At 63.6% G+C, this 20531-nt stretch carries 22 protein-coding genes; 13 read left to right on the top strand and 9 right to left on the bottom strand.

From position 1 onward, the window contains the following. Positions 1-13: 13 nt before the first annotated feature. The 3 genes from ACN9MO_RS28645 to ACN9MO_RS28635 form a co-directional block, all read right to left on the bottom strand. Positions 14-508 (bottom strand): GAF domain-containing protein, encoded by a 495-nt coding sequence (locus tag ACN9MO_RS28645; protein WP_057251835.1) that lies wholly within the window; start codon positions 506-508, stop codon positions 14-16. A 75-nt stretch (positions 509-583) separates the two neighbouring features. Next, complete coding sequence (locus tag ACN9MO_RS28640) at positions 584-1633, bottom strand: serine hydrolase domain-containing protein (protein WP_113132492.1); 1050 nt, start codon at positions 1631-1633, stop codon at positions 584-586. 99 nt (positions 1634-1732) lie between these two features. Continuing rightward, positions 1733-2305 carry a TetR family transcriptional regulator gene (locus ACN9MO_RS28635; protein WP_113132493.1) on the bottom strand — a complete coding sequence of 191 codons (573 nt, stop codon included), beginning with the start codon at positions 2303-2305 and terminating at the stop codon, positions 1733-1735. An 87-nt stretch (positions 2306-2392) separates the two neighbouring features. Between ACN9MO_RS28635 and ACN9MO_RS28630 the strand changes: the two genes are divergently transcribed. The 4 genes from ACN9MO_RS28630 to ACN9MO_RS28615 all read left to right on the top strand — a co-directional run bounded on the left by ACN9MO_RS28630 (position 2393) and on the right by ACN9MO_RS28615 (position 5959). Then, complete coding sequence (locus ACN9MO_RS28630; RefSeq protein ID WP_113132494.1) at positions 2393-3301, top strand: SDR family oxidoreductase; 909 nt, start codon at positions 2393-2395, stop codon at positions 3299-3301. Between the two features lie 159 nt (positions 3302-3460). Then, positions 3461-3715: a hypothetical protein gene (locus tag ACN9MO_RS28625; protein ID WP_057251839.1), complete on the top strand. Its 255-nt coding sequence runs from the start codon at positions 3461-3463 to the stop codon at positions 3713-3715. Positions 3716-4047: 332 nt separating this feature from the next. After that, on the top strand, positions 4048-5037 hold the full coding sequence (locus ACN9MO_RS28620; protein ID WP_113132523.1) for a L,D-transpeptidase family protein: 990 nt from the start codon (positions 4048-4050) through the stop codon (positions 5035-5037). A gap of 82 nt (positions 5038-5119) precedes the next feature. Then, positions 5120-5959, top strand: coding sequence for a L,D-transpeptidase family protein (locus ACN9MO_RS28615; protein ID WP_162733606.1), 840 nt, complete (start codon positions 5120-5122; stop codon positions 5957-5959). Between the two features lie 48 nt (positions 5960-6007). Here the strand turns inward: ACN9MO_RS28615 and ACN9MO_RS28610 are convergent, their stop codons facing one another. Further along, positions 6008-6724, bottom strand: a complete 717-nt coding sequence (locus ACN9MO_RS28610) for a L,D-transpeptidase (protein ID WP_113132495.1) — start codon at positions 6722-6724, stop codon at positions 6008-6010. A 185-nt stretch (positions 6725-6909) separates the two neighbouring features. Beyond that, the gene (locus ACN9MO_RS28605) at positions 6910-7668 is read right to left on the bottom strand and encodes a L,D-transpeptidase (RefSeq protein WP_113132525.1); all 759 of its coding nucleotides are present in this window, start codon (positions 7666-7668) and stop codon (positions 6910-6912) included. A 115-nt stretch (positions 7669-7783) separates the two neighbouring features. Here ACN9MO_RS28605 and ACN9MO_RS28600 point away from each other — a divergent pair, with 115 nt between their 5' ends. The 3 genes from ACN9MO_RS28600 (at position 7784) to ACN9MO_RS28590 (ending at position 10395) form a co-directional block, all read left to right on the top strand. Then, positions 7784-8446 carry a response regulator transcription factor gene (locus ACN9MO_RS28600; RefSeq protein ID WP_113132496.1) on the top strand — a complete coding sequence of 221 codons (663 nt, stop codon included), beginning with the start codon at positions 7784-7786 and terminating at the stop codon, positions 8444-8446. Beyond that, entirely contained in the window at positions 8446-9819 is a 1374-nt protein-coding gene (locus ACN9MO_RS28595; RefSeq protein ID WP_113132497.1) for an ATP-binding protein, read from the top strand. The genes ACN9MO_RS28600 and ACN9MO_RS28595 overlap by 1 nt, the downstream gene beginning before the upstream one ends. Positions 9820-9960: 141 nt before the next feature. Continuing rightward, positions 9961-10395: a GFA family protein gene (locus ACN9MO_RS28590; RefSeq protein WP_113132498.1), complete on the top strand. Its 435-nt coding sequence runs from the start codon at positions 9961-9963 to the stop codon at positions 10393-10395. A gap of 1 nt (position 10396) precedes the next feature. Here ACN9MO_RS28590 and ACN9MO_RS28585 read toward each other — a convergent pair whose 3' ends face one another. Beyond that, entirely contained in the window at positions 10397-12070 is a 1674-nt protein-coding gene (locus ACN9MO_RS28585) for a SulP family inorganic anion transporter (protein WP_113132499.1), read from the bottom strand. A 314-nt stretch (positions 12071-12384) separates the two neighbouring features. On the opposite strand from ACN9MO_RS28585, the gene ACN9MO_RS28580 reads away from it, so the two are divergent. Further along, the gene (locus tag ACN9MO_RS28580) at positions 12385-12702 is read left to right on the top strand and encodes a potassium channel family protein (RefSeq protein WP_057251846.1); all 318 of its coding nucleotides are present in this window, start codon (positions 12385-12387) and stop codon (positions 12700-12702) included. Positions 12703-12753: 51 nt separating this feature from the next. On the opposite strand, the gene ACN9MO_RS28575 is transcribed toward ACN9MO_RS28580, so the two are convergent. From ACN9MO_RS28575 to ACN9MO_RS28565, 3 genes are all read right to left on the bottom strand, one after another. Beyond that, complete coding sequence (locus ACN9MO_RS28575) at positions 12754-13356, bottom strand: nitroreductase family protein (protein WP_057251847.1); 603 nt, start codon at positions 13354-13356, stop codon at positions 12754-12756. A gap of 46 nt (positions 13357-13402) precedes the next feature. Further along, positions 13403-13615 carry a hypothetical protein gene (locus ACN9MO_RS28570; RefSeq protein ID WP_057251848.1) on the bottom strand — a complete coding sequence of 71 codons (213 nt, stop codon included), beginning with the start codon at positions 13613-13615 and terminating at the stop codon, positions 13403-13405. 284 nt (positions 13616-13899) lie between these two features. After that, a complete protein-coding gene (locus tag ACN9MO_RS28565) occupies positions 13900-14094 on the bottom strand; it encodes a hypothetical protein (protein WP_058329846.1) in 195 nt (64 codons plus the stop codon). A gap of 106 nt (positions 14095-14200) precedes the next feature. Here ACN9MO_RS28565 and ACN9MO_RS28560 point away from each other — a divergent pair, with 106 nt between their 5' ends. The 5 genes from ACN9MO_RS28560 (at position 14201) to ACN9MO_RS28540 (ending at position 20470) form a co-directional block, all read left to right on the top strand. After that, positions 14201-15100 carry a LysR substrate-binding domain-containing protein gene (locus ACN9MO_RS28560; protein ID WP_112996265.1) on the top strand — a complete coding sequence of 300 codons (900 nt, stop codon included), beginning with the start codon at positions 14201-14203 and terminating at the stop codon, positions 15098-15100. Between the two features lie 130 nt (positions 15101-15230). Then, complete coding sequence (locus tag ACN9MO_RS28555) at positions 15231-16055, top strand: N-formylglutamate amidohydrolase (RefSeq protein ID WP_057251850.1); 825 nt, start codon at positions 15231-15233, stop codon at positions 16053-16055. 14 nt (positions 16056-16069) lie between these two features. Further along, positions 16070-17935: a flavohemoglobin expression-modulating QEGLA motif protein gene (locus ACN9MO_RS28550; RefSeq protein WP_375293070.1), complete on the top strand. Its 1866-nt coding sequence runs from the start codon at positions 16070-16072 to the stop codon at positions 17933-17935. Positions 17936-17943: 8 nt separating this feature from the next. Then, entirely contained in the window at positions 17944-18990 is a 1047-nt protein-coding gene (locus ACN9MO_RS28545; RefSeq protein ID WP_057251852.1) for a glutathione synthetase, read from the top strand. 205 nt (positions 18991-19195) lie between these two features. Further along, positions 19196-20470, top strand: a complete 1275-nt coding sequence (locus ACN9MO_RS28540; protein ID WP_244495659.1) for a sugar MFS transporter — start codon at positions 19196-19198, stop codon at positions 20468-20470. Positions 20471-20531 lie beyond the last annotated feature (61 nt).

The raw sequence follows: 20531 nt of genomic DNA, 5'->3' as shown, positions 1-20531 counted from the left end.
CCCAGCTACCGATCTAACTGAAATCGCTCGCCGCGACGTAAATCGCGGCGAGCACCTCGAGCCCAGCCTGATCCTCGGCATCGAAACGGTTGGGGCTCGGGCTGTCGAGATCGAGCACGCCGAGCACTCTGCCATCCTTGAGCAAAGGCACGACGAGCTCGGAGCGGGACGCGGCATCGCAGGCGATATGCCCGGGAAAGGCATGCACATCGGGCACCAGCATCGTCTGCCGTTGCGTGGCGGCAGCCCCGCAGACCCCTTTACCGACCGGAATGCGCACGCAGGCGACCTTGCCCTGAAACGGCCCGAGCACCAGCTCGTCATTCGGCCGCAGGAAATAGAAGCCGGCCCAGTTCAGATCCGGCACCAGATCGAAAACGAGGGCGGAAAAATTGGCGGCATTGGCGATGAAGTCGCGCTCGTCATGCAGAAGCCCGCCGAGCTGGCTCGCCAGTTCGCGGTAGAATTCGGGCTTGTCGCCGGTCTCGATTGTCTTCGTGGCAAACATCTCTCACCTTTCAAATCTCGGCATCCTGAGCCGCTGTTGGGCACGCGCCAGCCGGCATGAGCGGCACGCGGCCTGTCACCCGTCCGTTTCCGGAGCGGCCTCCACCCTTGTGATGATCTCGCCGAGCACAAAGTGTAGAGCATCGCGGTAGCCGTTGCGGGCTGACGGTCCGCTCTCGGCCGAGGTCATCACCACGGTCAGATCGAGGCTCGGCACGATGTAGAGCATCTGCCCGCCGTAGCCCCAGGCGAAGTGTACCTCCTCGCCAGCGATCTGGCGGTCGAACCAGCCGTAACCGTACTCGTCCCCGGAGAAACGCGAATTGGTGCGGTGTTGCCAGGATGCTGCGATCCATTCTGATGACACCAGCTGCTGGCCTGAGGTCGCGCGGCCGCCATTGCGGTAGAGTTCGCCGAAGGCAAGCAGGGAACGGGCGCTCATCGCCATCTGGTTGCCCCCGAGATAGATGCCTTGGGGATCGCGATCCCAAGATCCGATGCGAAAACCGTCGAGCGGCCCCAGCCAGTCGCGTGCCAGCGCCAGGGTCGACCTGCCGCTGACCTTCGTCAGGATCGCCGAAAGCAGGTGGGTCGATGCGGTGGAATAGAGCATCGCACCGCCCGGGTCGTCGTCGAAGGGCTGAGCGAGCGCCGTACGCACCCAGTTGCTGCTCGCGACCCATCGGCCATAGTTCGGCCCCGACAGCCGGCCAAGCCCGGCCTGCATCGACAGCAGGTTGCCGATGGTGATGTCGTTGATACGCGGATCGGGCGAAGCCGGCAGTTCCGTCTTCAGGATCGGCGCGATCTTCTGGTCCGGCCCTTCGAGCAATCCCTTGTCGATCGCAATGCCGACCAGCGCCGAGATGATCGATTTCGACGCCGACTTGATGTTGGTCGAGTCGGTCACGCGGTTGCCGCGATAGCCGCGCTCGGCGAGGACTTTGCCGTCACGCGCGACGATCACGGTCTTCAGGGGCTCAAGCTCGTGCCGCGAAGCCAGTTCTTCCAGCAAGGTCGAAACCGGCGCCACCACCTGGGCAGCCGCCGGCAAGCTGAGAAACGTCAGGACGACGAGTGCCACGGCGACGATCCGGGCGAAGAGAGCGGCAGCAAATCTGAACATGGATCAGCATCTAAGACGATCTTCCGCCGCCGTCATCCACCGCACGGCCATCTCACGGCGATTTGACAACCGGGTGACTGTAAGGCCGTGGCGCTGACCTCAGGCCGTCGGTTGCCTTGCAAAGGCCTCAACGAAACGCCGCAGGCTCTGTTCGACGAATTCCGCGACAGGCACTTCTGGGTCGAAACTCCACCAGAGCAGCGATCCCTGCCATTGCGATGCCATCAGGAGTCCAAGTCCAGGGGCGGCCGCGGGCAATCCCGAAAGACATTCGTCGAGCACGCCGGAAAGCACGTCGCGCCATTTCGCTCCCCGCGCACGCAGCAGCGGGTCCCGCAGGTCTTCGCGGAGAATCCGGAGATCGTCGGCATAGGATTCGATGGCGCCATAATCGCCGGACAGGCCGACGAGCAGCGCGATGGCTCCCTCCGGCGTTCTCGGCACCGTCGCCACCAGCTCCGCCGTCTGGCAGTCAAGGCCGTCCCAGGCCTGGTTGAGCGCGCGCTGGATCAACTTCGTTTTGTTTTCAAAGCGCTGCACGAGCGTGGCGCCAGAAAGGCCGGTCCTTGCGGCGAGCGCCGCGAAAGTCAGGCCATCCGGCCCTTCGGCCCGCATCAGCGCAAATGCAGCCACCAGCACCTCTTCGTCTGGCATCGTTTTTGGTCGTGGCATCTTGACTCTCATTTATAACCGAACAATCATTTATATATCCCATTCAAGAGAAAGCACCAGCGGCTATCGGCCCCAAGGAGGAAAACAATGACGCTCGAAGGAAAAATCGCGCTCGTCGCCGGCGCGACACGGGGCGGCGGGCGCGGCATCGCCGCGGAACTCGGCGCCGCCGGCGCCACCATCTACGTGACCGGCCGCACCACAAGGCAACAGCAATCCGAATACAAGCGGCCCGAAACGATCGAGGAAACGGCCGACATCGTCACCAGCCTCGGCGGCAAGGGTATTGCCGTTCAGGTCGATCATCTCCACCCGGCCGAAGTCGCAGCGCTGATCACGCGCATCCGCCGTGAACAGGGGCGGCTCGATATCCTCGTCAACGACGTCTGGGGCGGAGAAAACCTGTTCGAGTGGGAGAAGTCCGTCTGGGAGCACAATCTGGAGAACGGCCTGAGGCTTCTGCGCCTCGGCATCGACACCCACCTGATCACCGCGCACTACGCCCTGCCCCTGATGATAGAGAAGCCGGGCGGGCTGCTCGTCGAGGTCACCGACGGCACCGCCGAGTACAATGCCACTCACTACCGCATTTCCCCCTTCTACGACCTCGCCAAGGTGGGGGCCAACCGCATGGCCTGGGCCCATGCCAAGGATCTGGCGCCGCACGGTGCGACCTCGGTTTCGATCACGCCCGGCTGGATGCGCTCCGAAATGATGCTGGAGCATTTTCAGGCGACCGAGGAAAACTGGCTGGAGGGGACCAAGGTCCAGCCGCACTTCGTCATTTCCGAAAGCCCGCGCTTCGTCGGCCGCGCCGTGGCGGCTCTGGCGGCCGATCCGGACAGGGCGCGCTGGAACGGCCAGTCGCTGTCGAGCGGCGGACTGGCTCAGGTTTACGGTTTCACCGATCTTGACGGCTCGCGGCCCGATTGCTGGCGCTATATGCGCGAGGTGATGGAGGCAAACAAGCCGGCCGATGTCACTGGATATCGGTAAGCCTGATGTCGCATGCCCCTGCGGCTTCTCGATGCATCCCACCCAATAGAGCGCGAGAAATGACGGTCATGACAGCAGCCGAGCTTGAACCGAAAGGCCGGCTCCTGTAGGTCCGGGTTCGACGGAACGGCGCGGCAGCGCAATCAGGTGTGATGGAAGATGGCGTCGCGGGATCGTTATTCGAGAAAGCTGGAATGCGCGAAATGCGGGGCGTCCGGTTTCGCCGAAGCCTCTGAAAATGACAAGGCGAAGGGCGGCAATCGCGGCTTTCTCATCGACGTCATGCCCAAGGGCTTTTCGACCGAGCGCACCTCTCCCGACCCCGCCAAGCACATGGTCCGCTGCCGCTGCGGCAACGTTTTTGCGTTCAGGCAGAAGACCGTCTACGCGCCCGGCAGCGAGCCACGGGACTGACGCGCCTGGGGCAATCCGGCGCCCGCGTTGAGAAAAAATTCACCATCTTGTCTCAACATCGACCCAATCGGCGGGCAGCTATGGCGGCGCGCGTTCAAGTATTGTTGATCGCCAGCGCCCAGGACAAAGGCTTGCAGCCAGGGCTGCCACCGCTTAATCGCTGAACTAAAGCCGACCCGCTGTGCGTCGAACGCATGCCGTCGGTAACCGCGCCGAACGCAAGACGCTGGGCGGCGGCAGCATAGCCAGGAGCCCGCATGCGGCGCGAGACGATACAGAGCCCCTCTTCCCAAACGCCCTCCATTGGCAAGTTTTTCACGCAGGTGCGTCGGATGCGGCATGCTCTGGCGATCGGCGCGATGGCACTTGCGCTTTCCAGCTGCATGGCGCTCGATGCCGACGACGTGCGCGAACCGCCGCCGATCCCGGCCAAGCTGATCGCCGCCATGGCGAAGAACGGCAGCAAGCCGGAAAGTCCGGTTCTGGTACGCATCTTCAAGCAGGAAAGCGAACTGGAAGTCTGGAAACAGAACAAGCAGGGCCAATACGCCCTGCTGAAAACCTACCCCATGTGCCGCTGGTCGGGGAAGCTCGGCCCGAAGACGAAGGTGGGCGACCGCCAGGCGCCGGAGGGTTTCTACCATGTCTCGGCCGGCATGCTGAATCCGAAGTCACAGTATTTCCTGTCCTTCAATCTCGGCTATCCGAACCGGCTGGAATCAGCGCTCGGCTACACCGGCGAAGCGCTGATGGTGCACGGCGCCTGCTCGTCGTCGGGCTGTTACGCACTGACAGACCAGGGCGTCGGCGAGATCTACTCCGTCGTCCAGCGTGCGCTTGCCGGCGGCCAGGGCACCTTCCAGGTGCAGGCCTATCCTTTCCGCATGACCGCCGAAAACATGGCCAAGCACCGCGGCGATCCGAATTTCGAGTTCTGGAAGAACATCAAGCAGGGCTACGACATCTTCCAGACGACGAGGCGCCAGCCGAAGGTTTCGGCCTGCGGTCGCCGTTATGTCTTCAACACCGAATTCGCCGATGGCGAGCCGTCCGATCCGCTCGCGGCCTGCCCCGCCGCTGCGACGGCGCCAGAAGCCGGGCTGGTGGCAAAGCTGCAATCGGAGGACGCGAAGCTCGCGGGCCTGATGGCAAACCAGACGCCGGCACCGCTCAATGCCTATGTCGACGGCGGCATGCATCCGAGCTTCCGGGCGCTTCTCGAGAAAAACGGCGCCGAAAAGCTGGCAGCGAAGATCTCGGGAACTAAGTATCCTATCAGCCGACCCGAAGCGGCGCTGGCCGATCCCTACGCTGGCCTGTGATCGTTCGTCGGCTGGCGACGCACAATTGACCTAAAAGATCGGTTGCATCGCCAGAAGCGAACACAGGACGATCGAGGGTTCCATGCCTGAAAGAGAGATCCGCCGCCGCACCTTCCTGCAACTCTCCGCGGGGCTCGCGGCCGCCGGATTGGCAGGCTGTGCCTCGACGCGGCCGACGGTGACGCGCTCCTATGCGCCGGAACCTGTGCCCGAGGCGAACGCCTTCCTTGCCGATATGTACGGCGAGAAGCCGAACGAACCCTATCCGCTGCCGGCCATTCCCTACGAGAAGATCGATCCCCGCTACTATCGCCAGATGGTCGCCGACCCTACCGGCGAGAAGCCGGGAACGCTGGTCGTCGACGTCGGCAACCACTTTCTCTATCGGGTCTACGAGAACGGCCAGGCGATGCGCTACGGCGTCGGCCTCGGGCGCGCCGGCTTCGCCTGGGCCGGGCGCGGCGTCATCCAGTACAAACGCGAATGGCCGCGCTGGAAACCGCCGAACGAAATGGTGGCGCGCCAGCCCGAGCTGCAACAATTCAGCATCGAGGCCGGCGGCATGGACCCCGGCCTCAAGAACCCGCTCGGCGCGCGCGCCATGTATATCTTCCAGAACGGCGAGGACACGCTCTACCGCATCCATGGCTCACCGGAATGGTGGACCATTGGCAAATCGGTATCCTCGGGTTGCGTGCGCATGATCAACCAGGACGTGGTCGACCTATACAATCGGGTGCCAAACGGCACGCCGATCGTCGTCACTGACCTCACGGGCGGGGGCATGGTGCAATCGCAGCCGATGCCGGAAATACAGCCACTTCCGGACTCCCAGCCACTTCCGGATTCGCAGCCACTGCCGCAGCCGCAGGACTATATGCAAATGGGACCGGACGGGCTTCCTCCGCCTCAACCGCTCTGAGGCAATCCGTCCGGTGAAAGCTGGAAAATCACGCCAAAGCGTCGCGCGTCACAGGACGAGAAGCGAGGTCTTGCCGCGGACGCGATCGTAGAGATCGATCGCGTCCTGCTGCAGCATGCGCACGCAGCCGGCGGATGCGTTCTTGCCGATCGAGCGCCACTGCGGCGAGCCGTGGATGCGGTAGAGCGTGTCCTGACCGTTCTGGAAAATGTACATGGCGCGCGCGCCGAGCGGATTGTCGAGGCCCGGATCCATGCCGCCGGCGTCGATGCCGTATTTCTTGAGGTGCGGCTGGCGCGCTACCATGTCGTCCGGCACTGTCCAGCGCGGCCACTTGCGCTTCCAGTGCACGACCGCGCGCCCCTTCCAGGCGCGCCCCGCGGCCCCGAGGCCGACGCCGTAGCGGATGGCGCGACCGCCCGGCAGTACGTAGTAGAGGAACATTGTCTGGGTATCGACGACGATCGAATAGGGCGGCTCGTTGGTGGCGTAGGCCACTTCTTGGCGCAGGAACTGCGGCTTGATCTCACCGTACTGGATGCCCGGAACGTCGTAGCCCTCGTCCTTCACCGGCCCATAGACCTTGGCGTAGTCGAAGGTCTTCGTCGCCACGCCCGCGGCATCGGCTGCCTTCTCCGGCGAGCCACCATCCCCGGCGATCGGTTCGATCAGCTTCGGCTTCGGTTCTGGTTTCGGGATCTGCGTGCAAGCGCTCAAGACAGAGCTGGCGATCACCGCGAGCAGCGAGCGGCGGGACAAATTCATCGACACTTTATTCTATTCCAGGTTGGGGATTTCGGTTGGAAATGTTCCGAGGAGAGGCCCAAGGCTGTTGGGCCGAACCGTGACCGAAATGTGGTGAAAATCATTCTTTGGGGTGGATCGCCGCCTGCCGAGAGCACTCGTTTCCGGAGTGTTGCAGAATTCCCGCGCCACCTCCGTTGGCTGCCTTAGCCGATGGCCAGATCGCCCTTCGTGGGATCCGGAATGACGACGATGGTGCTGCCGTCGCGCACCTGATCGTAGAGATAAACGACATCCTGATTGAGCAGGCGAATGCAGCCCGACGAGACCGCCTTGCCGATCGAATGCGCCTCGGGACTACCGTGGATGCGATAGAGCGTGTCCTTGCCGTCCTTGTGGATGTAGAGCGCACGGGCGCCGAGCGGGTTCTTGATGCCCGGCGGCATGCCGCCATTGGCGATGCTGTAGGGCGCGAGCTTCGGTTGGCGCGCGACCATCTCGTCGGGCGGCGTCCAGCGCGGCCATTTGCGCTTGTAGGCGACGATCGCGCGGCCGGACCAGGCAAAACCCTCGCGACCGACGCCGATGCCGTAGCGCATCGCCCTCCCGCCGGGCAGCACATGATAGAGATACTTCGCCGGCAGATCGACGATGAGGGTGCCGGGCCGCTCGCCGCTCGGATAATCCACCTCTTGTCGCCAGAACTTCGGATCGACCTCGGCGACCTTCACCTCAGGGATCGGAAACTGCTCATCGGGCATCGCGTAGTACATCGGCGGCACGGTCGGCCCGGCCACGGCGCGAACGGGTGTTGTTGCCGCCGGCACCACCGCCGGCGTTGGACGCGCGGTCGCGCAACCAGTGACGAACAGCGAGGCTGCTCCGACGACAAGGCTACGGCGGGTGAGCGTGATGCCGGTCTTGTGATCGGTCGTGGATGAAGAGGGCTCGTTTGGTTCGGTCATATCGGGCATTCAACGATTCGATTGTTGCAATGCCGCTTCAGAGGGAAGTCCTACCTTAAGGCTGCCTTAAGGGAGCGAGTTAAGAGTTCCGCTCTCAAAAATGTGAGGAATAGCAATGCGAGTCCTGATCGTCGAAGACGACGATATCCTCAGAGACGGGCTGAAGGTCGGCCTGGCGCTGGCCGGATTTACCACCGATGCCGTCGGCACCTGCGACGCGGCGGCGACGGCACTCGCCGCCAACAGCTTCGACGCGATCGTGCTCGACCTGATGCTGCCGGATGGTTCCGGCATGGATATCCTCAAGGACTTGCGCTCCAGCCAGAATGACACTCCCGTGCTGTTGTTGACGGCCCGCGACACGGTTCGCGATCGCGTGGCCGGCCTCGACACCGGCGCCGACGACTACCTCGGGAAACCCTTCGACCTCGACGAAGTGGCCGCACGGATGCGGGCGCTGTCACGGCGGTCTACCGGCCGCGCGACGGCGGCGATCGAATGGGCAGGCCTGCGGCTCGATCCCGCCCGGCAATCGGTGGAACAGGCGGGCAAGCCGGTACAACTCTCGCGGCGTGAGTATTCGATCCTGCACACGCTGATGGCACACCCCGGCGTCATCTTTTCGAAAACCAGGCTCGAAGACAGGCTCTACGGCTGGCAGGAGGAAATCGAAAGCAACGCCGTCGAGGTCCACATCCATCATTTGCGCAACAAGCTCGGCCCCGGCCTGATCGAAACCGTCCGGGGCATCGGCTATCGGCTGGGTGGGGCCGGCTGATGCGGTCGCTGCGCACCCGCCTCTTCGCCATACTGTTGATCACGACAGGACTGCTGTGGCTGTCGGCGACGGTGTGGATCTTCCTCAGCACGCGCGCCGAGGTCGAGCGTGTGCTCGACGCGCGACTGATGGAGGCCGCGCGCATGGTGAATTCGCTGATCGTCAGCCCGGACATGATGAAGGAGGAAGGCGACGGTGACGCCAACCGTCCGGCGCAGAGCGCGATCAAGATTCCGGTTCTGGAGCACCCGCACTACGACCGGCAGCTCTCCTGCCAGATCTGGTCGCTGGACGGCACGCTGATCGGCAAGTCGGACAGCGCTCCCGACACGACGCTCGCGCCGCATGCGATGGGCTTCTCGGAAACCGTCATCAACGGCGAAACCTGGCGGGTTTTCGCGGTCGAGAACGCCAGCCTCGGCGTGCGCGTCCTCGTCGGCGACAATCTGCGCATCCGCGACCGGCTGGTCAACGATCTGGTCAAGGGGTTGCTGCTGCCGGCGCTGCTGATCATCCCGCTTCTCGCCGTGCTGATCTGGCTCAGCGTCGGGCGCGGACTGGCACCGCTTCGCAAACTTGCGGGCGATCTCGCCGCGCGCGAGGCTTCGGATCTGCACGCGATCGAAGACGTGGGCACGACGCGCGAAATCAGCCCGGTGTTGAAATCGCTGAACGGCCTCTTCGCCCGCGTCGCCGGTGCCCGCGAGCGCGAACAGAACTTCATCGCCTTTGCCGCCCACGAACTGCGCACGCCTCTGGCCGGCCTCAAGACGCAAGCCCAGGTCGCGCTTGCCAGCGACGACGGCGAGATCCGTGAGAAGGCGCTCGGCCAGATTGTCGCCGGGGTCGACCGGACCGGCAAACTGGTGCGGCAACTGCTCGACATCGCCTCCGTCGAAGCCTCCGAGAGTGCCAAGCCAGCAGGAGCCTTCAATGTCGGTGAAATATTGACAGGTCTTCGGACCGAACTCGCCGGCCAGGCTCACCGGGTCGATGTCGCCATCGCCCCGCACCTCTTCGGTGCGAAGATCGACATGGATCCGGACCTGTTTCGCCTGGCGGCGCGCAACCTCCTGGAAAATGCCATCAACCATTCGCCGCCTGGCGCAACAGTCTCCTGCACCTGCGAGATGGCGGCCGGCCGCCTCGTCATTGTGATCAACGACACAGGCCCCGGCATTCCCGACGAGGAGATGCCGCACGTGACCGAGCGCTTCTTCCGCGGCCGCTTCAAGACATCGGTCGGCAGCGGCCTGGGCCTCAGCATCGTCGAACGGGCGCTGGATCGTACCGGCGCGGAGCTCGAGCTCCGCAACCGGCAGGGCGGCGGTTTGTCGGCCCGCATCGCGCTACGGCAAAGCCTCATCCGGTGACCAGCCTCAGGGCCGAAGCGCAAACCTAGCTCGAAAGGAGGCGTTGACCTCAGGATCAGGCGTGACACGCTCAGCCATGGTTCACAGCGGTCATCGGCGAGAGCCCGTTCTCCGGATGGCGCGAACCGAAAGGAGAAAGTCATGGCAGCGAACGGCAGCTACAACGGAAAGTGCTTCTGCGGCGCAGTCGAGATCGAAGTGAGCGGCGATCCGGCCGCCATGGGCTTCTGTCATTGCAATTCGTGCCGGACGTGGTCGGCGGGACCCGTGAATGCCTTCACGCTCTGGCCGCCCGAGAAGGTCCGCATCGTCAAGGGCGCGGACAATCTTGTCGGCTACCAGAAGACCGCGACGAGTGTGCGCAAATGGTGCAAGGCCTGCGGCGGTCACCTCATGACCGAGCATCCGCTCTGGGGCGTGACGGACGTCTTTGCTGCGGTCATCCCGGCACTGCCGTTCAAACCCGCGCTCCACGTCAACTATCAGGAGACGGTGCTGCCGATGAAGGACGGCCTGCCCAAGTATCGCGACTTCCCCCCGGCATTCGGCGGCTCCGGAGAATTGATCGCGGAGTGAATCAGGCCGCAGCCGGGGCGGTGCTCGCCAGATAATGCTGAAGGGCAGTGCGCGTGTTGACGAACAGGCGATCGGGGCCGAGCTGATCGGCAAAACCGGAGGCTCGCACATAGGCGAGCACATCAGGGTTGAGCTCGGCCAGCCAGACGGTGACCCCGTGTTCGCTGATGCGACGCTCGCCCTCCATCATCATCTGCAGCGCGGAATATTCGATATCGAAGACCCGGCTCATGTCGAGCACGAGAACCTTGGGCTTGTGCTTGGCGACCAGCATCTGCGCCTGGTCTGCCACTTGCTGGGCATTGGCAAAAAACAGGCGCCCCTCCGGCCGAAGGATCAGCAGCCCTTCGAAGGTCTCGTCGTCCTGATCCGGTGACAGCGGCCGGAGCCGATCGGTGCCGCGCTTGCGGCCGACGACATAGACCTTCGCCGATGCCGCCTGGCGGGCCAGTCCGATGAAGGAAAGCACGATCGCGACGATAATGCCCTGCAGCGTCCCGAAGAGCAGCACGCCGAGGAAGGCCGCCAGCGCCCACTGAAACTCCATTCGCCGGACCTTGCGGACCGACCAGAAATCCGCCGGTTTGATAAGCCCGATCGAATAGACGATGACGATTGCCGCCAGGACCGCCTGCGGCAGCAGACCCAGCATGGGCGCCAGCACCAGCATCGTGGCAGCCGCTGCCGCCGCGGTGACCAGCGACGCCCCCTGCGAATGTCCACCGACGGCACGCACGACGGCCGTCTGTGATGTTCCGCCGCCGGCGCTCATGGCGCCAAAAAGCGCACCGCCGAGATTTGCAGCGCCGGTTGCCAGCAATTCACGGTTCGCCCTGATCGGCGGGTCGGAGGGGGCGGCAAATGCACGCCCGGCGGCGATGGTCTCGGTGAAACTCATCAAGGCGATGCCGAGCGCGCCGGGCAGAAGCTCCCGCGCAAGACCGAGGCTCGGAAGCGTGATCGAAGGCAGAGACTGCGGGATGAAGCCGACGGTGGAGACACCGAGCGCCTCGAGGCCGGCGAACCAGGAAAGCGCAATGCCTGCCGCCACCGCCAGAAGCGGCGCCGGCGAATGCGGCCAGAGCCGCTCCATCGCAAGAAGAGCCACCAGCGCCGCAGCCGCAATCGCAAGCGTCAGTAGCGAGGTCTCGGACAGATGGCCGGCTATGCTGAGGATATCCCGGAAGAAGCCTTCCTTGGTGATGTGAAGACCAAGCAGCTTCGGCACCTGGTCGAGCACGATGACGAGGCCGATGCCGGCCTTGAAGCCGATCAGGACCGGCGAGGAGATGAAGTTGGCGACGAAGCCGAAGCGGAGAAGCGAAGCCAGGATGAGAAGCCCACCGGTCATCGCCGTCAGCGTCGCGGTTGCCGTTATCAACTTGCCGGGATCGCCATCCGGTACGGCAAGGCCGAGCTGTGTTCCGGCGAGAATGGCAAGGGTCGTGGTCGACGAGACGCTCAGCACCCGGGACGTGCCGAGAAGCGCGTAGATGATCATCGGCACGAAGGCGGTGTAGAGACCGACACTGACAGGCAGACCGGCGACCGTGGCATAGGCCATCGCCTTTGGCAGAACCACGGCAGCGGCCGTGAGACCTGCAATCACGTCGAGCCGGAAACCCGCAGTGGCACCGCGACCGTCGCCGACAGGCGAATGCTCGTTCGATGCCATCCGGACTATCCTCTGGCAGGAGCTTTCATGAAGTTATTCTAAAGCGATAGCACTGGGTAAAATCCGTTGCAAGGAACGCCTCAGCCACACTTCGGGCATCACTTGTCGCCTACCAAAGCAGACGCTGGCAGGCTGCTCGACTTGCGGATATCTTGAGGACTGCGGGTGCCGGGCCGAGAGGGGATTTCGGCGGCAGGGAGCGAAGCCAAGGCGGACCGTCGCAGGCGTACGGAATCGTTAGCACGGCGGGCTTCCTACCTGGCGAGAGGGAGGGTTGCGTGGCGAAATCTCATCGCAGGAGCCATTCAAAAAGAATGCGGCGCCTGTTCTTCTCCAATCTCTACCAGCAACTTCAGGTGCTCTGGCCGATCTTCTCCGCAATCCTGATCGTGATGACCGGATGCGGTGTCATCATTGGCCGCATCGAGGAATGGCGGCTCGATGAATCCCTCTATTTCACCTTCGTCACCGGGCTGACGATCGGCTACGGCGACATCACGCCCAAACACCTGGGCGCACGGCTGCTGGCTCTGGTGATAGGCTTTTCCGGCATCGTCCTGACCGGCCTCGTCGCGGCCATCAGCGTTCAGGCGCTGAACGCGACGAGCAAGGATGAAACGGACGATCGCTGAGGAGAGCGGGCCGGCAATGTACCCCCGCTCCCCGTCCAAGTCTGCCGAAGCTTAGCCGGCCACGAAGCGCCCTTCAGACACGATTTCGGAGAGGGCTTTGCGCGGGCTTGGTTGCTCGCGCTGTTGCAGAGCCTCCGGAAGCAGAGCCTTATCGCCGAGGCGTCCGATCGCGACGGCAGCCTCGATCCGGTAGTTTTCGGGAACTTCGAGTTCGGCCCGCGCGCGGTCGTAGTCGATGCCGGCCATGCCGTGCGCCTGCCAGCCGGAATGGGCCGCCTGCAGGGCGAGTGCGCCCCAGGCGGCGCCCGTATCGAAGGAATGGGTGTAGGAAGGCACCTCCTTGCTGGCGCCTGGCGGCAGCAGGGAGGTTTTCGACAGCACGAAGATGAGGGCCGAAGCCTCCTTTGCCCAACTGCGGTTGAACTCGTTCAGAAGACCGAGCAGCTTCTCCCAGTCCTGTCCGCCGCGGCGGGCATAGACGAAATGCCAGGGCTGGGCATTGTAGGCTGATGGCGCCCAGCGGGCGGCCTCCAGGATTTCGAACAGTTCGGCCTCGGAAATCTCTTCGCCCGAGTAGGCCCGCGGCGACCAGCGTTCGAGAAAAAGCGGATTGATCGCGTGATCCGCGACGCGTGAATTCACATGCAAGGTCATGGGGATGGTCCATTCATCGGCGACGTGCTGCCGCCTTTCGGGTTGGTCATTGACGGCCGAAGCTTTCGTATCGGTCGCAACGACTTCTTAAGGTCGAGATTTCATCGGAGAGTTCGGCGATGCGGTCCCTGAGCTCATTGGCCGTGCCGTCCTCGACATCGTCGAAGCCGAAACAGTCCCGCGCCTCGTGCAGTTCCAAACGGCCCTGCAGGACCTCGCGAATTGCGCTCAAACGCTCAAATTGCCGCAGCATACTCATCTCGGACCTCATTTTCAGCCGATCAACGCAAACCTGCGCCGACCGGAGGGCGTTTCTGCCCAGCTCGATTCCTGACCGAGCCTTCCGAGATTATCCACTCAAATAGTAGATTAAAGGAATTCTGACCCAAAGAGCGAGCGAGAGATGAAAAACTGCTCCGCTTTTGGCGGACGTCGGAGCTGCGAGTGCAGGGGTAGTGTAACGGAGGAAGGAGGCGGCGGCGGTGTCATGCCCTTGGCATTGGTGGACCTGGGCGATGGGAGGCTCGCCCAGGTCGAAAGTATTCAAGCGGTCGGGAGGTCTTTCGCGTCGGGGCGGTTGCCATCGAGGAAGCCCATGTCCCGTTTCAGGTGATCCGACAGGTCTCTGACATCGACGACCTCGAGCGCACGGCGCTTTCGAGCGAACAGAAGCGCCAGCCAGGAGCGCGCGGAAAAATCGTTTGTCGACGAAAAACTACGTACTTGAATGGTTGTCATAGCCGTCATCCTCTTCATCAATCCGTCTAATGGACGGATCTTGAAAATGGTTACGAGCGGCATCACCTTCCAATCGAATATCGCTTACCATGCATAAGGCCATTTAATGCATAAGACACTTCCGCTTCCACCATTGACGGCGATCCGCGTCTTCGAGGCGGTCGCCCGGCATGGAAGCTTCACGAAGGCCGCAACCGAGCTCGGCATGACGCAGGCCGCGGTGAGTTATCAGATCAAGGTTCTCGAGGATCGGGTCGGCGCGCCCTTGTTTTTGCGCCGACCGCGGCAGATTGCCTTGACAGAAGTCGGACAGCGGCTCGCTCCGGCGGTCACGCAGGCCTTCGAGCAGCTCAGCGAAGCCTATGTCACGGCGCGCGGCGGCGCCCAGGGAACGCTTGTCATCAGCACGATCGCCACGTTCGCCTCCAATTGGCTGGCGCGGCGTCTTGGCTCCTTTCAGATCGCCCACCCTTCCCTTGCCGTCCGCCTTCAAACGGAGCCTCACCTGGTGGACTTCAGCCGCGAGGAGGTCGATATCGGCATTCGCTCCGGCCGCGGCGATTGGCCGGGGCTTGTGGCGCACCGGCTGATCAACGCCGACTTCACCCCTATGCTCAGCCCGAACCTTGCGGCCAGTATCGGCGGGGTGAAGGAGCCGGCCGATCTGTTGCGTCTGCCGCTGCTCGATCCCGGCGATCCCTGGTGGGCGAAATGGTTTGCGGCCGCGAATGTGCCTGCCGAGGGGCTTTCCAGTCGTCCCGGCGCCAGCATGGGCGCGCAGGCCTATGAGGGCAACGCCGCCACGGCCGGCCAGGGCGTGGCGATCCTGACGCCGGCGTTCTTCGCCGCCGAGCTGGCCGATGGGCGCCTCGTCCAGCCCTTCGATCTTCTCTGCAACGACGACCATGCCTACTGGCTGGTCTACCCGGAGACGCGGCGCAATTCACCGAAGATCAGCGCCTTCCGCCAATGGATCCTCGGCGAAATCGGGGTGTCATCGCGCTGAAGCGGGAACCGAGAACGGCACCCCGAACCGGACTGATCTGCCATGGAATTTTGAATCTTTGCGGAACTCTCGGGCGTGCCCGGGAGTTGCATTCCCGAAGCGCCCATAGTGAGGGCATGCGGGAGCGAACATGCAACGCGAGCCGACGGAACAGTTCCGTTCAGCCACGGAGAACGCCTGGTGGACCGTAAATCGCGGCGATGGACCGATCGTCGGCACCGCGATCCACAATGGGCATGCCATGCGCAGCGATGCCCGGGCGCTGGTGGCGTTGACGGAGGAAGAAAGGCTGCGCGAGGAGGACCCGTTCACCGAATTCATCATCCGGGACCTTGCCAACCGCATCGTCGTCCATCGCTCGCGCTTCGAGGTCGATATCAATCGTGCCCGCGTAGGCGCCGTCTACCTCCAGCCCGCACAGGCCTGGGGTCTTTCCGTCTGGCGGGAGCAGCCGCCTGCGGAGTTGATCGAAACATCCCTTGCCGTCCATGACGAATACTATGCCATGCTCCGGTCGATGCTGACGGCGATCGAGCGCCGCCATCAGCGCTTCATCGTGCTCGACATACACAGCTACAACCATCGGCGGCAGGGGCCGGAGGCCGAACCGGCCGATATCGCCGAGGCACCCGAGATCAACATCGGAACCTCCTCCATGGATCGGGCCAAATGGGCCGACGTGATCGATACGCTGGTCGCTGCCATCAGCGCCACCACGCTCGCGGGTCGGCCTGTGGATGTGCGTGAAAACATTGCCTTCCAGGGACGCGGAGAACAGACGCGCTTCATCCACGAGCACTTTCCCGATACGGGCTGCGCGATCGCGATCGAGTTCAAGAAGACCTTCATGGACGAGTGGACCGGCAAGCCAGACCTCGAAGCGCTGAGGTCGCTGCGCACACTGGTCGGATCACTCGTTCCGATCCTGACCGAGGCGCTCGCGAGGCAGCGATGACGGACGGGAGACCCATGCGCGCGAGCCCTGACCCGGAGTGGCTCGATGAAGCAATTGCCCGACTGAAGGATGGTCGCGCCGTGCGACGGGACTTCGGCGAGGGTGGACGGCTGCACATCGACCGCCTGCTTCCCTTCCTCTGCGTCCATATCGCAGCCGAGCACCAGCAGCCGGTCGCGCGCGATATCGCCCAGGCGAATGCCGCCTATCTGCTGGCTCCGAGCGTCGATATCGCCGCCGTCGTCATCGAGCGGGTCGGCCGCGTGATCGAAGAGCGGCAGGGCATGTTCATCGTTCTCGAGTTTGCCGAGCTCGAAAGCGATGACCCGCCGGCCAAGGACGCGCCGTTCCTGCCGCCCTTCCTGATCGAGGTCGTCGCCGGGCTAAGCGGCGCCGAGCAGGTTGCCGCGAAAGCACTGATCGAGACCGCTGCGACGATCGAGGGAAAGTTCCGGACCCCGCATGTGACGCTTGTCGAGCGGCAACCGGAGGCACGGGCAGGCCGAAAGACCCTGGCGCTCGACTATCCCCATCTCACCGTGCGTTTTGCCCCCATCTACTGCGAGCCGGGCACCCGCCGCATCTATCCGCAATTGCGCGAGCGGCTGGTTGCGAGCGTCTTCGATGCTGGGCTCCGCGCCGTTGCGGCCTTCGCCCGCGCGCGGTCCGATGACTTCCGGCTACCGACGCATCGCGCCCTTGGCCGGAAAGCCTTCGTCGACGCGGTCGTGCGTGCCGACCGCGGCATCGACGAGATCGCCTCGAGCTTCGATTTCCTGCTCGCGGTGACGCCGATCAACGCCGAAACCGCCTGGGCGGAATTCGCGTCGAGCGGCTTTTCCCGAAGTCCCCGCCTCTACTATCGGCCGCTGGCGCTGCAGATCGAAACGGCCAAGCGCAAACTCTTCACCCTCAACTTCGAACACCTCGAAGATCCGCTGCTTTATGCCCTCTATCGGGAAAAGCAGCAGGAGGTCGATCTGCAGCTCTCGATGATATCCGCGCGCGAGACCCGCAAATTCGTCGAACTCGGCCGCGCACTCTACGGCCCGGTGGAAAGCGACCTTCTCAACGCCGCGTCCGACATCCTCGCGCGCACCGCAGCCGATGGCGCCTCGTCTCCGACATCCGGCAACAAGCGCGACTGCGACTACATAAGGGAGCGAGCCCAGGCGATGATATCAGCCTATCGGCGCCAGTCCGCCGATTTCACCGCGTCCGTCGAAATTCGCGACGACCTGCCAGCCGGCCTGCTCGTCTCGCGCGGTCAACTGCTGATCGCCAGAAGCTCGGCACTCGACCCCGATCGCGTCGAGGCGCTGCTCAGCCACGAGGTCGGCGTGCACCTGCTGACCTATTTCAACGGCTCGGCCCAGGGCCTCCGGATCCTCCGCTCAGGGCTTGCCGGTTACGAAGGCATGCAGGAAGGGCTTGCCGTTTTCGCCGAATACTTGAGTGCCGGCATGACCGCGGACCGGCTGCGGGTGCTTGCGGCGAGAGTCGTCGGCTGCGCGGCCCTGCTTGACGGCGCACTGTTTCCGGAGACCTACCGGCTGCTCGTCGACGGCCACGGCTTCGGCACCACAGAGGCCTTCAACATTACGCTGCGCATCTATCGCGGCGGCGGGCTGGTCAAGGACGCGATCTACCTGCGCGGCCTGTTGCAGCTTCTCGAGCATCTCGCCGACGGCGGCAGTCTCGAGCCCTTCTGGATGGGCAAGATCGCCGCGTCGCATTTCGGTGCGATCCAGGAACTCAATTTGCGCGGCCTCCTTGGTGCCGCGGCCATTCGCCCTATTTTCCTCGATGACGTCAAAGCGCGCGACCGACTTCAGCGAGCCCAGAGGGGAATTACCCCGCTCGACATGGTCGCAGAGTAGGAAACTGAATGCGCATCGCCTTTTTCGTCAACTCCATCGAGGGCGAAGAGACGGTCTATGCGACGACATCGCTTGCGCTTGCGGCACTCGCCCGTGGCCACGAGATCGTCTACGTCACCCCTGGTGATTTCATCCTGAGGCCCGATGGCCGCCTGATGATCCACGCCCTCAACCTCGGCGCGGCGAAGCCGCGCAAGGCCGAAACCTTCATCGCCGCGTTGCGGAGCGGCGCCACGCGGCGTGAGACGCTGGACATCGCCGACGTCGACGTTCTGTTTTTGAGAAGCGACCCGTCGGAAGACGCCGGTCCGCGCCCCTGGGCCACCCAGGCGGGCGTGATTTTCGGGCGGCTTGCGGCCGAGCGCGGGGCAATCGTCGTCAACGATCCCGACGGGCTCACGCGGGCGCAGAACAAGCTCTATCTCCAGGACTTTCCCGAGATGGTTCGGCCGACCACGCTGATCTCGAAGCATATTGAGGAGATCAGGGCCTTTGTCGACGAGCACCCGGAAGGTGTCATTCTGAAGCCGCTGCAGGGCTCCGGCGGCAAGAACGTCTTCAAGGTTAGCTCCAGCCACGAGACGAACCTCAACCAGATCTTCGAGGCGGTCAGCGAGATGGGCTATGTGATCGCGCAGGAATATCTGCCGGCAGCAACGGAAGGCGACGTCAGGCTGTTCCTGATGAACGGCCGGCCGCTCAAACGCGGCGATACCTACGCTGCGGTTCGGCGCGTCCCGGCGGAAGGTGAGCTACGTTCCAACATGCATGTCAACGGCAGGCCCGTCGCCGCCGTCGTCACGCCGGAAATGCTCGCGGTGGCCGAGCAGATGCGGCCGAAGCTGGTGCGCGACGGCATGTTCCTCGTCGGTCTCGACGTGGTCGGCGACAAGCTCGTTGAGGTCAACGTCTTTACCCCGGGAGCACTGCCTGAAATCGCCGAACTGACATCGATCGAGTTCAGCGAGGACATCATGGCGGCGCTCGAACGGAAGCTCGACATCAAACGGGCCCATGTCGGCACACTTACCAATCGCGAACTGGCCACGCTCTGACCGATAGCCGGCCTGCGACCGGGGAAATCCTACCTTTCACACTGTCAAAGCCCTGTGCGCGCGGTATAAGCGCCGCGCAACCGGATATCTTCGTGCTCCCAAGTGAAGATCAACGGCTGCCGCCGGCGCGTCCAATGCGACGCCCTCCCAAGGCCCCAAGCTCCGGCGTCAACGACATCATGAGGTTAAACCATTGGCAGGTATCATCACCAAGGGCGCTGAGCCCACGCGCGCGGCCTCATCCGCGTCACCGGACGCGACGGGCTATCGATTTGCCCTCTTCGCGCTCACCTCACTGTTCTTCATGTGGGGCTTCATCACGTGCCTGAACGACATTCTGATCCCGCATCTGAAGAACGTCTTCTCGCTCAACTACACGCAGTCGATGCTGATCCAATTCTGCTTCTTCGGCGCCTATTTCATCGTCTCGCTGCCCGCCGGCGCGCTCGTCAAGCGCATCAGCTACAAATGGGGGATCGTGCTCGGCCTCGTCATCGCCGCCATCGGCTGCGCGCTGTTCGTCCCGGCGGCAAGCTTTCGCATCTATGCGCTGTTCCTCGGTGCTCTCTTCGTGCTGGCGAGCGGCATCACGCTGCTGCAGGTTTCGGCCAACCCTTACGTGACCGTGCTTGGTCCGCCGGATACGGCCGCGAGCCGCCTGACCCTGACCCAGGCCTTCAACTCGCTCGGCACGACGCTGGCCCCGATGTTCGGTGCAACGTTGATCCTGTCGGCTGCTGTCGTCGCCACTGCCGGCGCGACGCCGGAGCAGCTCGACGCGCTGAGGCTCGCCGAAGCAAGCGCGGTCAAGATGCCCTACCTGCTTCTTGCCGCCGCCTTCCTGCTGCTTGCGGCGCTCTTCGCCGCCCTGAAGCTGCCGACCGTCGAAGTGCATGACGAGATCGAGCCGATCACCGACGGCAAGTCGGCCTGGCACTACCGCCACCTGGTCCTCGGCGCCATCGGCATCTTCGTCTATGTCGGCGCGGAGGTCAGTATCGGCAGCTTCCTCGTCAACTTCCTGAACCAGCCCGACATTGCCGGCCTCTCCGAGGCCGAAGCCGCCCATTATGTGATGTATTTCTGGGGCGGAGCGATGGTCGGCCGGTTCATCGGCGCGGTTGCGATGCGCTTCGTCGACGACGGCAAGGCGTTGGCCTTCAACGCAGTCGCAGCGATCGTGCTGTTGCTGCTAACCGTCTTTGCCGGCGGCAGCGTTGCCATGTGGTCGGTTCTGGCGATCGGGCTTTTCAACTCGATCATGTTCCCGACGATCTTCAGCCTGGCGCTCTACGGCCTCGGGAAATATACGAGCCAGGGCTCCGGCATCCTGTGCCTGGCAATCGTCGGCGGCGCGCTGTTGCCGCTCGTTCAGGGCGGCCTTGCCGACAACATCGGCATCCACCTTGCCTTCCTGATGCCCGTCGCCTGCTATGCCTATATCGCCTTCTACGGCCTGAAGGGGCACAAGCCGACCTGATCTCAGAAGCCGCACTTCGCCGCCTCGGCGGCGAAGTGCTTTCCAGCCTCTTGAATTGGTG

Origin of the sequence: Ensifer sp. R-19 (assembly GCF_049905105.1) — a bacterium.
GTDB lineage: Bacteria > Pseudomonadota > Alphaproteobacteria > Rhizobiales > Rhizobiaceae > Ensifer.
Note: the sequence above shows the minus strand (reverse complement) of the source record. Positions and strands in the feature narration are given on the sequence as shown.